14 protein-coding genes are annotated in these 12,919 nt (G+C 64.1%); 8 read left to right on the top strand and 6 right to left on the bottom strand.

Going from position 1 to position 12,919, the window contains the following annotated elements; translation table 11 throughout:
* Nucleotides 1-86 precede the first annotated feature (86 nt).
* The 3 genes from HZZ16_RS06975 to HZZ16_RS06965 are packed head-to-tail and all read right to left on the bottom strand — an operon-like array spanning nt 87 to nt 3,428.
* Nucleotides 87-1,691 carry an alpha-amylase family glycosyl hydrolase gene (locus tag HZZ16_RS06975; RefSeq protein ID WP_197947779.1) on the bottom strand — a complete coding sequence of 535 codons (1,605 nt, stop codon included), beginning with the start codon at nt 1,689-1,691 and terminating at the stop codon, nt 87-89.
* Nucleotides 1,672-2,241, bottom strand: coding sequence for a hypothetical protein (locus HZZ16_RS06970; protein ID WP_197947778.1), 570 nt, complete (start codon nt 2,239-2,241; stop codon nt 1,672-1,674). The genes HZZ16_RS06975 and HZZ16_RS06970 overlap by 20 nt, the downstream gene beginning before the upstream one ends.
* Before the next feature lie 11 nt (nt 2,242-2,252).
* Nucleotides 2,253-3,428 (bottom strand): zinc-dependent alcohol dehydrogenase, encoded by a 1,176-nt coding sequence (locus HZZ16_RS06965; RefSeq protein WP_197947777.1) that lies wholly within the window; start codon nt 3,426-3,428, stop codon nt 2,253-2,255.
* 167 nt (nt 3,429-3,595) lie between these two features.
* Between HZZ16_RS06965 and HZZ16_RS06960 the strand changes: the two genes are divergently transcribed.
* On the top strand, nt 3,596-4,378 hold the full coding sequence (locus tag HZZ16_RS06960; protein WP_197947776.1) for an SDR family NAD(P)-dependent oxidoreductase: 783 nt from the start codon (nt 3,596-3,598) through the stop codon (nt 4,376-4,378).
* 378 nt (nt 4,379-4,756) lie between these two features.
* Here the strand turns inward: HZZ16_RS06960 and HZZ16_RS06955 are convergent, their stop codons facing one another.
* Complete coding sequence (locus HZZ16_RS06955; protein WP_197947775.1) at nt 4,757-5,161, bottom strand: response regulator; 405 nt, start codon at nt 5,159-5,161, stop codon at nt 4,757-4,759.
* Nucleotides 5,162-5,245: 84 nt separating this feature from the next.
* On the opposite strand from HZZ16_RS06955, the gene HZZ16_RS06950 reads away from it, so the two are divergent.
* From HZZ16_RS06950 to HZZ16_RS06935, 4 genes are all read left to right on the top strand, one after another.
* The gene (locus HZZ16_RS06950) at nt 5,246-6,253 is read left to right on the top strand and encodes a chemotaxis protein CheB (protein WP_197947774.1); all 1,008 of its coding nucleotides are present in this window, start codon (nt 5,246-5,248) and stop codon (nt 6,251-6,253) included.
* Between the two features lie 10 nt (nt 6,254-6,263).
* Nucleotides 6,264-6,545, top strand: coding sequence for a hypothetical protein (locus tag HZZ16_RS06945; protein WP_197947773.1), 282 nt, complete (start codon nt 6,264-6,266; stop codon nt 6,543-6,545).
* A gap of 341 nt (nt 6,546-6,886) precedes the next feature.
* The gene (locus tag HZZ16_RS06940) at nt 6,887-10,057 is read left to right on the top strand and encodes a CheR family methyltransferase (RefSeq protein ID WP_197947772.1); all 3,171 of its coding nucleotides are present in this window, start codon (nt 6,887-6,889) and stop codon (nt 10,055-10,057) included.
* Complete coding sequence (locus HZZ16_RS06935) at nt 10,057-10,815, top strand: Crp/Fnr family transcriptional regulator (protein ID WP_197947771.1); 759 nt, start codon at nt 10,057-10,059, stop codon at nt 10,813-10,815. Before HZZ16_RS06940 ends, HZZ16_RS06935 begins: the two co-directional genes overlap by 1 nt.
* A 72-nt stretch (nt 10,816-10,887) precedes the next feature.
* On the opposite strand, the gene HZZ16_RS06930 is transcribed toward HZZ16_RS06935, so the two are convergent.
* Complete coding sequence (locus HZZ16_RS06930) at nt 10,888-11,082, bottom strand: hypothetical protein (RefSeq protein ID WP_197947770.1); 195 nt, start codon at nt 11,080-11,082, stop codon at nt 10,888-10,890.
* A gap of 619 nt (nt 11,083-11,701) precedes the next feature.
* Here HZZ16_RS06930 and HZZ16_RS06925 point away from each other — a divergent pair.
* Nucleotides 11,702-11,902, top strand: coding sequence for a hypothetical protein (locus HZZ16_RS06925; protein WP_197947769.1), 201 nt, complete (start codon nt 11,702-11,704; stop codon nt 11,900-11,902).
* A 14-nt stretch (nt 11,903-11,916) separates the two neighbouring features.
* Here HZZ16_RS06925 and HZZ16_RS06920 read toward each other — a convergent pair whose 3' ends face one another.
* Entirely contained in the window at nt 11,917-12,201 is a 285-nt protein-coding gene (locus HZZ16_RS06920) for a hypothetical protein (protein WP_172783320.1), read from the bottom strand.
* Between the two features lie 286 nt (nt 12,202-12,487).
* Between HZZ16_RS06920 and HZZ16_RS06915 the strand changes: the two genes are divergently transcribed.
* Both HZZ16_RS06915 and HZZ16_RS06910 read left to right on the top strand, forming a co-directional pair.
* Nucleotides 12,488-12,697 carry a hypothetical protein gene (locus tag HZZ16_RS06915; protein WP_197947768.1) on the top strand — a complete coding sequence of 70 codons (210 nt, stop codon included), beginning with the start codon at nt 12,488-12,490 and terminating at the stop codon, nt 12,695-12,697.
* A complete protein-coding gene (locus tag HZZ16_RS06910) occupies nt 12,697-12,897 on the top strand; it encodes a hypothetical protein (protein ID WP_197947767.1) in 201 nt (66 codons plus the stop codon). Before HZZ16_RS06915 ends, HZZ16_RS06910 begins: the two co-directional genes overlap by 1 nt.
* Nucleotides 12,898-12,919: the final 22 nt, after the last annotated feature.

Raw genomic sequence — 12,919 nt, 5'->3', positions numbered from 1 at the left:
CGGTCTTGCAAATTGCCTCCGGCGGCGGGGGGAGACGCCGGAAGCATTGATCAGACTCTTCGCGACGCCGATGGTTCCTCCTGACGTCACCGAGGTTCGAGCGCGATGATCACGCCTTCGTTGCCCCGGAGCAGGATGGACGCATCCGGCACCGGCTCGGGCGGCCGATCCAGATGCGTCGACATCAAGATGCGGCCGCGACCTTGCCAATGGAATTTCCGCGGTTCGGCCGCGAGATTGAGCGCGACCAGAATCTCGTTGCGGCCCTCCTTTCGTTTGTACGCCAGGACATCGTTCTGCGAGCGGAGCGGCTCGTAGGCGCCCCGTTGCAGGCCGGTATGCTCGCGCCGCAACCCCATCAGCGTGCGAAACAGCGTCAGGATCGAGCGTTCGTCACGCTGCTGTGTGGCGACATTGGCTGCACCATCAGGACGCTCCAGCGGCAGCCATGGCTTGCCGCTGGAGAAGCCGCCATTGGGGCTTTCGTCCCATCGCATCGGTGCGCGTTCGGAATCGCGGCACAGGCCATAGCCGGGCACGAGCTTCTCGAAGGGATCACGGACGCGGTCGGGCGGGATCGGCACCCGCTTGCGGCCGATCTCGTCGCCCATGAAGAAGAACGGCGTTCCCCGCAGCGTCATCAGCAGCATCGCCAGCACGCGCATCTGCGCCTCGCCGATCTTGCTCGCGATCCGCTGCTTGTCGTGGCCGCCGATCACCCAGACCGGCCAGCCATCGTCCGGGATAGCGTTGAGATAGGCGTCGATCGTCGCCTGAAGCGAGAGGGCGTCCCATTTGGAATCGAGCAGGGCGAAGTTAAGCGGCAAATGCAGTCGCGGCCGGTCGTTGCCGTAGAAGTGGCCGATGCGGTCGGTCTTGCCCTGGACCTCGCCGCACAGCATCCGCCCGGGATAGGAATCAATCACCTCGCGGATGAACTCGATGCAATCCATCGTTTCAGGCCGGTCGTCGGTGAACACCGTCGTATGCCGCTGCGGCGGCGGCTTGCCCTCGGCGTTCGGGTTCGGCGGATTGTCGCGCAAGAGCTGGTCCTTGATCAGGACGGCGCTGGCGTCGACGCGAAAGCCGTCGACGCCGCGGTCGAGCCAGAACCGCATGGCGTCAGCGATCGCGGCGCGCACTTGGCCGTTGCGCCAGTTGAGGTCGGGCTGCTCCACCAGGAAGGAATGATAGTAATATTGCCGCCGCGCCTCGCACCATTCCCAGCCGCTGCCGCCGAACCGGCTCAGCCAGTTGTTGGGCGGCCCGCCGTTCTCGGCGGGGTCGGCCCAGATGTACCAATCTGCTTTCGCGCTGTTGCGTGAGCTCGCGCTTTCGACGAACCACGAATGGTCGTTCGCGGTGTGATTGGGCACGAGGTCGAGGATCAGCCGGATGCCGGCGGCATGCAGCGCCTCGAGCAGGCGGTCGAACTCCTCGAGGCTGCCGAAGGCGGGATCGACCGAACAATAGTCGGAGATGTCATAGCCGAGGTCGCGGAAAGGGCTTTTGTAGAGCGGCGTCAGCCACACTGCATCGACGCCGAGCCACTTCAGATAATCGATGCGCGACATAAGGCCGGCAAGGTCGCCCTTGCCATCGCCGTTCGAGTCCTGAAAGGAGATCAGCGCGATCTCGTAGATGACGGCGGATTCCCACCACGCAGCTTCGTCACGGGACTCGACGCTCATCACCTTGCTTCACCTCGTTTGTCTTGGCGTGGGCGGCGATCTGCCTTGCCGCAGTTCGCGCGCTCTCGATGCCCTTGGGAAAACCGCTGCGGTTCGGATAGAGCTTGCGCCGAGCATCGCGCGGCGGGCGTTGCGGCTTGGTATCCTGCGCGGCACGGTAGTCGAGCACGGCGATGCCGCCGACCATGAGCAGCGCCAGCGCGATATTGCCCTTCTTGGGATTGTCCGCCGTCAGCCCGGACAGCAGCGCGGCGGCATCAAGGCCGTCGCCGCCGACGCGGGCCCACAGACCGGCGTTCTTGTCGACCGAGAGCGACATGATCCCGGCGACGATCTCGCGCACGCCGAAGGTGCGGACCAGCGTCTCATGGCCTTCCATGCCCAGCGTGTGCGTGACGCGCCTCGGCGCGAACAATTCGACGACGCCAAGGCCGATGCTGAACCAGCCGAGCGCGCGCGCGAGCTGGTCCGCCGGCTGCTTTAAGCTCGGTCCGCCCTCGACGATCTTGGGGTCACCCTTGGTGCGCACGATGTTGGAGAAGTGAAACATGGCCACCTCCTTCAGGGCTTCAGCACGACCTTGACGCAGGAATCGCGCTTGTCGCGAAACACCTGGTACATCTCCGGTCCCTGGGCGAGCGGGACGGTGTGGGTGATGACGAAGGACGGGTCGATCTCGCCCTCTTCGATGCGGCGGAGCAGATCGTCGGTCCAGCGGTTGACGTGGGTCTGGCCGGTCCGCATCGTCAGGCCCTTGTTCATGAAGGCGCCCATCGGGAGCATGTCGGACAGGCCGCTGTACACGCCTGCCACCGAGATGATGCCGCCGGGACGGCAGACATAAATCATCTCGCGCAGCACGTGGGGCCGGTCGCTCTCGGCCATCACCATCTGCTTGGCGCGATCGAGCAGGGTGTCGGGCAGCGATGGCATCACATGCGCCTCCATGCCGACGCAATCGATGCATTTTTCCGGGCCCCTGCCGTCGGTCAGCTCCTGGAGCCGCTCCACCACGCTCTCGGTCTCGAAGTTGATCGTGGTGGCGCCGCCGGCTTCCGCCATGCTGAGCCGCTCCGGCAGGCAGTCGATCGCGATCACCTGGTTGGCGCCGAGCAGGATGGCGCTGCGGATCGCCATCTGCCCGACCGGGCCACAGCCCCAGATCGCGACCGTGTCGGTCGGCTCGATGTCGCATTGCGCGGCGGCCTGCCAGCCGGTCGGGAAGATGTCGCTGAGGAACAGCAATTGCTCGTCGGGAATGCCTGGGGGCACCTTGATGTGGGTGGCGTCGGCAAAGGGCACGCGGAGGTATTCAGCCTGGCCGCCGGGATAGCCGCCGGTCAGATGCGTGTAGCCGAACAGGCCCGCGGTCGTGTGCCCGAACACCTTGTCGGCCAGGTGACGCTTGCGGTTCGTCGTCTCGCACACCGAAAAATTGCCGCGCTTGCACTGGTCGCATTCACCGCAAATGATCGTGAACGGCACGACGATGCGGTCGCCTTTTTTCAGTTTGCCGTCGACGCCCGAGCCGACCTCGACCACTTCGCCCATGGTCTCGTGGCCCATGATGTCGCCGGGCAGCATGCCCGGGATGAAGTTGTGGAAGAGGTGCAGGTCGGAGCCGCAAATGGCACAGCTCGTCACCTTGATGATGGCGTCACGCGGATCCTGGATTTCGGGGTCGGTGACGGTGTCGCACCGGATGTCCTCCTTGCCGTGCCAGACCAGCGCCTTCATCGTCCGTCCTCCCGGTTGAGCCACGTGCCATCTAAGTCCAGGCACGAACGATGGTTGCTATCGCCACGTGCAAATTCTTCGCACTGCGCAAATAGGAACGGGAGAGCAGGGGAGCGGTTGAGCGTGATCACCTCGATTCCAACGGCTCGATCGCAAGGATTTGCCGCATGTCCGCCAATCAACTCGCCGTCGTCACAGGCGCCTCAACCGGTATCGGACTGGAACTCGCACGATGCTGCGCGCAGGCCGGGTTCAACCTCGTCATCGCAGCGGACGAGCCCCAGATCGAGCGGGTGGCCGTCGATCTGCGCCGGCTCGGCGGCAGCGTGGAGCCGGTCGAGGCCGATCTTGCGACCACCGAAGGCGTCGACAAGCTTTGCGCCGCGGTCGGCAACCGGCCGATGGATGCGCTGCTCGCGAACGCCGGAATCGGCCTCGGCAAGGCCTTCCTCGACCAGGACTTTGCCAGGGTGAAACACCTCATCGACACCAACATCACCGGCACGCTGTATCTGATCCACCGCGTCGGCAATGAGATGCTCCGCCGCAATGCCGGCCGCATCCTGATCACCGGCTCGATCGCCGGCTTCATGCCGGGCAGTTTCCAGGCCGCCTACAACGCCAGCAAGGCGTTCCTCGATTCCTTCTCGTTTGCGCTACGCGAGGAGCTGCGGGACAGCGGCGTCACCGTCACCTGCTTGATGCCGGGTGCGACCGAGACAGAGTTCTTCCGCCGCGCCGACATGATGGACACCAAGGTCGGCACCGACAAGAAGGACGGCGCCTACGATGTCGCCAAGGCCGGCTTCGATGCGATGCTGCGCGGTGACGCCGATATCGTCACCGGGCTGAAGAGCAAGATCCAGACGACGGTCGCGAACGTCACGCCGAACGAGATGCTGGCCAAGCGGCATCGCAAGATGGCGGAGCCCGGTACCGCAAGGCCGTAAGACGACGCGCTCGCAATCTTGCGGAGCAGCGCGAGTCCGTGCGGACAGATAGGAGACCCGATTCACATAGCCTAATGCGCCGCGGCCCTCAAACCGTCAAATTGTACGGGCTGAACCAAGTGGGGACTGCTGTGGCGATGGATCGCATCGAACAGGCCTTTATCGCGACTGCCGTTACGGGTTTTCTCGTGATGATGGTTGCGATCGTCTGGATGATGATGAGCTGAAGGTGGGGAGCTTGCCGTCTTGCGCGTCGCGCTACCTTACGCCGCGGTTATCCTGTGCCTTGCGGTGACCGCGTGGCTTGCTTTCGCGCATCTGTTTTGATCGTTTATCGGCCGTGAGCCTTGCAACGTAAGGCCGAGCGCATCGTCTGTGTCACGCCCGCCGGTCGCCAACGAGCCTGGCCAGATTCTGTGCCATGGCCACGATATCGATCGGCTTCTCCCAAAGCGGCACGTCGTGGAATTCCGGCTCGATGCTGACCTTGTCGTAACCCGTCGTGAAAACGAAGGGTACCTCGCGTGTCCTGAGCTCCCTGGCAATCGGAAAAATCATCTCCTTGCGGATGTTGACGTCGAGCACGGCGCCATCGAGTACGCCGTCCCCGTGCAGTACCGCCTTCGCATCCTCGATGTCCCCGACCGGACCTGCGATCTCCGCGCCGAGCGCACGCAGCGCGTTGCCGATGTCGTCGGCCAGAAAATATTCGTCCTCGACCACGAGGATGCGCCGACCTGTCAGCAGCGCAGGTTTACGGTCCAACGGGGGTGAAACGGACATGAGCCCCTCCAGAAAGCCTCCGCTTGAAGGAACATAAAGCCGGGGGCCGCCTTGGTGCAAACGATGCAATCGGAGATGGGTTCCATGAGCAACCGCGACATCATTGTCATCGGGGGCTCTGCCGGAGCGACCGCGCCACTCAAGCAGATTTTGGGCCGTCTGCCCGAGCACTTGCCGGCCGCCGTCTTTATCGTGCTGCACATTCCCGCGCAGGGCATCGGCATCCTCTCGACCGTGGCCAGCAGCACGGCAAATCTTCCGGTCCGGCAGGCTGAGAACGGCATGAAGATCGAGCCCGGCCAGATCTATCTGGCCGCCCCCGACCATCATCTGCTGCTCGCCGACGATCACGTTTTCCTTGGCCGCGGCCCGCGCGAGAACATGGTCCGCCCCGCGATCGACGCCCTGTTCCGCTCGGCGGCCCTCTATCACGGGCCGCGCGTCATCGGCGTGCTCCTGAGCGGCCTTCTATCCGATGGCGCCGCCGGCCTCAACGCCATCAAACGCTGCGGCGGAGTGACCGTGGTCCAGGATCCCTCGGACGCGATTTCGGATGAAATGCCGCTGCATGCGATGGAGGCGACGACCGTCGATCTCTGTGTTCGTGGCGCCAGCATGGGCGATGTCCTGTCCGAGCTTGTCAAGGAACCGGCCGGCGCGGCGCTGCCGATCCCGCCCGAGATCAGGCTCGAGGTCGAGATTGCGGCCGGAGAGCGGATCGGAAGCGACAATCTCGTTTCGATGGCCGATCCCGTCGCACTGACGTGCCCCAGCTGCGGCGGCGTCCTGTCCGAGATGAAAGGATCGCGCCCGATGCGCTTCCGCTGCCAAGTCGGGCATGCCTTCACCGCCGATGTGCTCGCCAAGGAGCAGGAAGGCCGGGTCGATGAAGCCTTGCGAGTTGCGCTGCGCATCATTGAGGAGCGGGCGGAATTGGTGCAGCGCATGGCGGCCGATGGCCGGCGCAGCGGCCGCCCAGCAGTCGCCCAGATGTATGATGCGCGAGCAGCCGAATACCGCGAATATGCCGACATGATCCGGCGCGTCGTGCTAAAGTCGCTTGATCCTCCGGTTCGCAAGCGCGAGGGTTGAGGGCTTTGCCATGGCCATCTCCACTGCCGAGTGGACCGAGCAGCTCCGTGCCGAGCAGCGCCAGCTGGTGAAAGCCGACAGAGACATCGAGGAGGGCTGGCAGCGCGTGCGCGATCAGGAGCGCCGGGTGCAGGAGCTGATGGCGGACGGCCACGATACGCGACAGGCCGAACGGTTGGTCGAGCTCCTGAAGCAGACCTCGCTCGAGTGGGAAAGGCACCGCGTCCTGATCGAGCAGCGCGTCACTTATCTCCGGCAGCAGGTCGAGGCGGGGCAGCCGGGCGGTGGCTGATTGCCGGGGTCCTGAAATTTACGCCGAGTTCGAGCAGATGGTCGAGCTGTCGCTCCACGCAGTCGCGCCAATGCTTGTTTTCGTTCAGCAGCCGGCTGGCGGTCAGGCTCGCGTCCTCGGCGCGCCTGATGAGAGCGGCGAGTTCCTCGGAGATTTGCATCGCAGCTTCCTGAGCTGGCCGGAGTATGGACGTTCCGGCCGGAGCTGACAACGCCGGTGCGAGAAATCGAAACGAGCTCCGGGACATTTTTGCCTTTGTTCTGTTGGGATAATATCCATTTCTGCTATTTGCAGGAGCCGGGCGGCCGTTGGTCCCGGTCACAAGGAAAGCTACCTGAGCCATGAATGAAGTCGGCGACCAGCCGGTTGATGGAGAGCGCCAGATCAAGGCCCCGCTGATCATCGGGGTGGGCGCCTCGCCCGCAGCTCTGGACAGCATCGAACGTTTTTTTGCCAAGCTGACCGTTGGGGCCGATCAAGCTGTCGTGCTGGCGCTTCAGCACCACGAGGCCTTCGACGAGCCGTGGCTGCGCGGGATCGTGCGGGGATCCAACGACAGCAAGGTCGCCGAGATCCGCGACGGCCATGCGATCGAGGGCGGCACGATCTATCTGTGCCCGCCGGCGGCGATCACCACGATCCAGGGCGACCGGTTCGCGACCCGCAAGGCCGAGCAGGCGCCCGGCGAGCGCGCCTCCATCGACAGCTTCCTCGTCTCGCTCGCGGAAGAACGTGCCGAGCGTTCGATCGGCGTTATCCTGGCAGGTACAGGCGGCGACGGCACGCTCGGTACGGCGGCGCTGAAGGATCACGGCGGTTTGGCCATCGCCGAAAAGATCGACCGCTCGGAAGACGCAGAGCATCTGGTCGACGGCAACACGCCCGCCGCCATTGCCGACTACGTGCTGCCGCCGGAGGAGATTCCTGAGCACATCCAAGTCTACACCCGTCATCTGCGGCGCCTCGAGGAGAAGCAGGGCTTTGACGAGGTGCTGGCAGCCGCCGCGGCTTCGCTGTCGCGCATCGCCGACATCCTCCGCAACAAGACCGGCAATGACTTCCACGGCTACAAGCAGAACACCTTCCTGCGCCGGGTGCAGCGGCGCATGCAGGTGGTTCAGATCGAGGACATCGCCGCCTATGTCGATTTGTTGCGGAACGACAAGGACGAGGCCCAGAACCTCTTCAACGACCTCCTGATCGGCGTCACCGAGTTTTTCCGCGATAAGCGCGAGTTCGAGGTGCTGGAGACCCAGATCATTCCGAAGATATTCGAGGGAAAGGGCGCAGGCCAGCAGCTCCGCGTCTGGGTGCTCGGCTGCGCCACGGGCGAGGAGGCCTATTCGATCGGCATTCTCTTGCGTGAGTACATGGCGCGGATGGACTCCGTGCCGCAGGTCCAGATCTTCGCCACCGACATCGATGGACGGGCGCTCGCAGCCGCGCGCGTCGGCCGCTACCGCACCAACATCGAGGCGGACATGCCGAGCGAGCGGCTGGCCCGCTGGTTCGTGCGCGAGGGCGACACTTATTGCGTGGTGAAGGAGCTGCGCGAGATGTGCATTTTCTCGCAGCACAACGTCACTAAGGATGCGCCGTTCTCCAAGCTCGATCTCATCTCCTGCCGTAATCTGCTGATCTATCTCAATGCCGAGCTGCAGAACCGGGTAATACCGCTGTTCCATTTCGCGCTGCTGCCGGAGCGCTATCTGTTCCTCGGCAATTCCGAGAACGTGACCCGGCATCCCAAGCTGTTCGCGCCGATCGACCGCCGCGCCCGGATCTTCAAGAAGCTGGAGACCGGAACGCGGCTGCCGCCGGAATTTCCGATCACGACCGCGGCCGGCCGGGTGCCGGTCGAAGTGCCCGCAACGCGCGCCTTCGGCCCCGACGTCGGCCTCGAGCGGCGCGCCCAGCGCATCGCCGAGCGCTATGCGCCGGCCTATGTCATCACCGACGATCATTTCCAGGTCCTGCATTTCTCCGGGCGCACCGGTCGCTATATCGAGCCGACTGCAGGCGTCGCCACGCTCGACCTGATGCAGCTCGTGCATCGCGATCTGCGGCTGGAATTGCGCACCGCGCTCAGCCGCGCCGCCGAAACCAACGAGCCCGTCCATGCCGAGCAGGTTCAACTTGGGGTGAACGGTCATCGCGTCCTGGTGGACATTACGGTCGAGCCGATTCAGGAGGGCACCGGCGGCCATCGCAATTTCGTCGTCCTGTTCAAGGACGGCCCGGCGCGGACCATCGAGGTCGACCATTCCGATCCCAACGCGCTGGTGCGCACCGAGCATGTCGAGCGCCTTGAGAGCGAGCTGCGTGCGACTCGCGAGCGCCTCCAGGCGACGATCGAGGAGCTCGAAAGCACCAACGAGGAGCTGAAATCCTCGAACGAGGAATATCAATCGCTGAATGAGGAGTTGCAGTCGGCCAACGAGGAGCTGGAAACCTCGCGCGAGGAGCTGCAGTCCGTCAATGAGGAGCTGACCACCGTCAACGGCGAGCTGGCGCACCGCGTTCAGGAGCTGACGCGTGCCACCAGCGACCTCAAGAATTTTCTCGAGAGCACGCAGATCGCGACGGTGTTCCTCGATAACGATCTGCGCGTGATGAACTTCACGCCGGCGATCACCCAGCTCCTGCATCTCGTCGAGACCGATACGGGGCGGCCGATCAGCCATATCAAGGCGCGTATCCCGATCGAGGAGCTCTATGATGACGTTCGCCGCGTTCTGCGCACGCTCGCCAGCGTCGAGCGCGAGCTGAGCGCGCCGGACAGCGGCACGCGTTACATCGTGCGCATCCTGCCATATCGCAGTATCGACAATTTCATCGCGGGCGTCGTCATCACCTTCATCGACGTCACCGCAATCACCCGTGCCGAGGAGCGGCAGCGCCTGCTGCTCGCCGAGCTCCAGCACCGGGTTCGCAACACGCTCGGGGTGGTGCGCTCGATCGCCCGCCGCTCGGCGGAAACGAGCTCGACCGTGGAGGAATACGCCTCCCACCTCGACGGCCGTCTCAACGCCTTCGCCCGCACCCAGGCGCTGGTGACGCGCGATCCCGAAGGCGGCGTCGATCTGGAATATCTCGTGGTCGAAGAATTGCTCGCCTATAATGCCCGCGAAGGCGAGCAGATGCGGGTCTCGGGCCCCAAGGTCCGCTTCCAGCCCAAGGCCGCCGAGACCTTCGCACTCGCCATCCACGAGCTCGCGACCAATGCGCTCAAATACGGCGCTCTCAGCCAGCCGAGCGGGCGCATCGAGGTGACCTGGCGCGTCGACGAGAGCACCGACCCGGCGGAGCTGGTGTTCGAGTGGCGGGAGCGCGGCGGACCCGCTGTCACGACAAGACCGCGAAAGGGATTCGGGACCGAGCTTTTGGAGCGCACACTGGCGTTCGAGCTGAAGGGGCAGACCACGATGGTATTCAATCCTGGCGGGCTGCAATGCACCATCACCATCCCCCTGACCAAGCGCGCTTTCCACACGCCGGTGGTGGCCGCCTGATGCCGTTGTCGACAGCCGATCGCGGCGTCGTGGAGCCGGTCATCCGCCGGCTGAGCGCGCTGCGGCCGTTGTCGAGCGAGGCTCGGGCGTCGCTCGAATACGCCTTGCTCGAAGGACTCCAGCGTGCCGGGACGGGCGAGGACCTGATCACCGAGGGTGATCCCGTCGATGCCGTCCGCGTGCTGTTGTCGGGCTGGCTCGGCCGCTACAAGACATTGGAGGACGGCCGGCGGCAGATCGTGAATTTCATCTTCCCGGGCGAAAGCTGTGATGCGCATGCCTACCTGCTCTCGGAGATGGACCATTCGATCGTGGCGCTGACGCCTGCGGTTTATGCCGAGATCAAGCGCGCCCGCTTCGAGAGCCTCCTCGCCAACAATTCCACGCTTTCGGAAGCGTTCTGGTGCGAGACGCTGCTCAACAGCGCAATCCAGCGCGAATGGGCGATCAATCTCGGCCGCCGCGTCGCACTGGAGCGCGTGGCGCATCTGTTCTGCGAGATCTTCGAGCGGCTTCGACCGGTGGGAATGGTCGACGGCAATTCCTGCCTCATGCCGGTGACGCAAATGGATCTGGCCGATGCCACGGGCCTGTCCGTCGTTCACCTCAATCGGACGCTCCAGGAGCTGCGCGCCGCGGGGCTGATCGTGCTCCGCGAGCGGACGCTGACCATCCCCAACCTCGATGCGCTCAAGAACGCGGCGCTGTATTCGCCGAGTTATCTGCGGCTCTACCGGACGACCGAAGCGGTTCGCTGACGCCGTTCCGTCCCGGCGCGGACGAGTCGTTTCGCCGATATGGGCCGGAGCAGGACGTCGTCCTGCGCGCAATCATGCCGATTTGGGGCGCTGTCCGTCCTGCACATCCTCGTCGTGTTCACTTGGAAAAGGCTCGTGAGTTTTCCGGCCCAGAAACGTATCCGGTCGAGGAAGCGTCAATACCTCCAGCGATTCACGGATCGCCTTGCGAACCTGCTCCACGTGCTTCTCATCGGATTGCGATGGATAACGCGGCTGCTTCGCCATCAGGCGCTCCCCCGGGTCATGCAGGCGGGAGCACCATCGGTCTCTCAGCCACCGGCGCCTACGGGCAGAGCCTCAGCCAGTGATGAGGTCACCGTACACCCGCTGCGGCGATTCAGCTAAGCAAATCGGCGATCTGCGGGTCAATTCCTGTACCTAGCTACCCGTGCGCGGTTGAGGACGATCCGGCGGGGTTGTGACGGCTTGATCCAGGTTAATCGGCGACGCTTTTTGAGCCGTTGGCGCCGTTTAAGTAACCTATGCAAGTGCGTGCTCGCGAGCTCTGTTGCATGATGTCTGATGCCAGAGACCCTGTTTGCCCGCGCAACACGCGTTATCGAAGAGAGCCGCGCCCTTCGGGAGCAGCACAGACAAGTCGCGGGACGCTATGGCGACGCGGTGAACGATTTGCGCCTCGCTATCATGGACAGCGCCATGCTTCGCTCCGAGATCAGGGCGCGCCGCGAGAACGAGGAATCTTAGCTCCGGTCTTTTCGCCGTAACAGGCAACCGTTCCCCTTCTGGAACGTTAGATCCTCTGCGAGGCTGTGCGTGCAGCCTGGCATCAACACCCGTCGGAACGCAACGACGCGCTCGACCTCATGCACCAGGAGGACGCCTGATGAGGACGCGACATCGGTTCAAGCAAGTCGACACTTTGGAAGCGCGGCTCGCCGCCGAGGCGGAGCGGCTGCGCGAACAAGCTAACTTGCTTCCGCCCGGCGCGGCGCGAGATGAGATCTTGCGCAAGGCGCGTCAGGCGGAAACGGGATCGCAGATGAGCGAGTGGCTGAGGTCGCCGGGCCTGCAGCCGCCGAACTAGCCCGGCGATGCCCGTCAGCGCCGCTTCGCCGCTTTGCTTCGCCTGTTGTACGGCGAGCGGTTGACGGGCCGCAGCGAAATTCCTTCGCGTTGCGCTTTGCTGCGGATGGCTGCGACGGGGCGCTGCAGCTTGATGCTCATCACGCCAGTCGGCGTGTTGCCTTTCGCGAGCTGCTTGAGCTTGCTCACATCCGCCGCTGTCCATGGCTCGCGCGCGCGGCGCTTGTAGGTGGGATTTGCCTTGCGCGGTCCTTTGCGGCCGATCGGCGAGCCCGGTCGTTTCCATGCTGCTTTTGCCATGATGATCCTCCTTCAAGTCGTCCTTGAACATACGAATCAGCATTTCGGTTCCGGCGCAGTCCGGACCGATCGATCCCGCGGTTGTGCTTTGCGCAAAATCGCGCAGCGTTAACTTATGGAAATGCTGGAACCGGTTGTTGCGACGGAAGCTACAATCGTTGCCGGGCCGAGCCGCCTCGACCGGCAAGCGACTTGAGTGACAAGAGAACTTAGGCCCCGGCGCCCGATCCCCCGCCGGGGCCGATTTCCTTCGAACCGAATTGTCCACGAGAGTTCAAAAGCACAGATGACCGCGAAACGTAACCGCAGGAAACAAACCCAAACGCTTCAGGAGCGGCTGGCCGCCTTTGCCGAAAGCGCCCGCGAGCGCGCGAGCAGCCTGCCGCCCGGCAGAGAGCGCGAGATGCTGCTGCGCCGGGCCAAGCAGAACGAAGTGACCTCGAACCTGACGGATTGGCTGAGCGCACCCGCCGCTCCCAGGCGAGGACACCCTTAGTGGCAAGCATCAAGCATTACCGTGCGTTCCAGATCGATCCGGACGGACACGTGTTCGGATGCATCAGCCTGGTCTGCGACGACGACGAAGAGGCCAAGCGCGAGGCCGCCTCGCTCGTCCTGATGCATCGTATCGAGCTGTGGCGGCTGGACCAGCGGATCGCCAAATTCGATGCGCCGCAGGAGCTTGCTCGCCAGTAAAGCGTTGGGAACCGCGCGCTGG

This window comes from Bradyrhizobium glycinis (assembly GCF_016031655.1).
Lineage (GTDB): Bacteria > Pseudomonadota > Alphaproteobacteria > Rhizobiales > Xanthobacteraceae > Bradyrhizobium > Bradyrhizobium glycinis.
This window is presented reverse-complemented; position numbering and strand designations above follow the sequence as displayed.

Bases quoted from the DNA above. Each gene is read 5' to 3' on its own strand.
- HZZ16_RS06950 (WP_197947774.1), top strand. From the start codon at position 5,246: ATGAGCAACCGCGACATCATTGTCATCGGGGGCTCTGCCGGAGCGACC.
- HZZ16_RS06940 (WP_197947772.1), top strand. From the start codon at position 6,887: ATGAATGAAGTCGGCGACCAGCCGGTTGATGGAGAGCGCCAGATCAAG.
- HZZ16_RS06925 (WP_197947769.1), top strand. From the start codon at position 11,702: ATGAGGACGCGACATCGGTTCAAGCAAGTCGACACTTTGGAAGCGCGG.
- HZZ16_RS06970 (WP_197947778.1), bottom strand. From the start codon at position 2,241: ATGTTTCACTTCTCCAACATCGTGCGCACCAAGGGTGACCCCAAGATC.
- HZZ16_RS06955 (WP_197947775.1), bottom strand. From the start codon at position 5,161: ATGTCCGTTTCACCCCCGTTGGACCGTAAACCTGCGCTGCTGACAGGT.
- HZZ16_RS06930 (WP_197947770.1), bottom strand. From the start codon at position 11,082: ATGGCGAAGCAGCCGCGTTATCCATCGCAATCCGATGAGAAGCACGTG.
- HZZ16_RS06965 (WP_197947777.1), bottom strand. From the start codon at position 3,428: ATGAAGGCGCTGGTCTGGCACGGCAAGGAGGACATCCGGTGCGACACC.
- HZZ16_RS06975 (WP_197947779.1), bottom strand. From the start codon at position 1,691: ATGAGCGTCGAGTCCCGTGACGAAGCTGCGTGGTGGGAATCCGCCGTC.
- HZZ16_RS06915 (WP_197947768.1), top strand. From the start codon at position 12,488: ATGACCGCGAAACGTAACCGCAGGAAACAAACCCAAACGCTTCAGGAG.
- HZZ16_RS06920 (WP_172783320.1), bottom strand. From the start codon at position 12,201: ATGGCAAAAGCAGCATGGAAACGACCGGGCTCGCCGATCGGCCGCAAA.
- HZZ16_RS06935 (WP_197947771.1), top strand. From the start codon at position 10,057: ATGCCGTTGTCGACAGCCGATCGCGGCGTCGTGGAGCCGGTCATCCGC.
- HZZ16_RS06960 (WP_197947776.1), top strand. From the start codon at position 3,596: ATGTCCGCCAATCAACTCGCCGTCGTCACAGGCGCCTCAACCGGTATC.
- HZZ16_RS06945 (WP_197947773.1), top strand. From the start codon at position 6,264: ATGGCCATCTCCACTGCCGAGTGGACCGAGCAGCTCCGTGCCGAGCAG.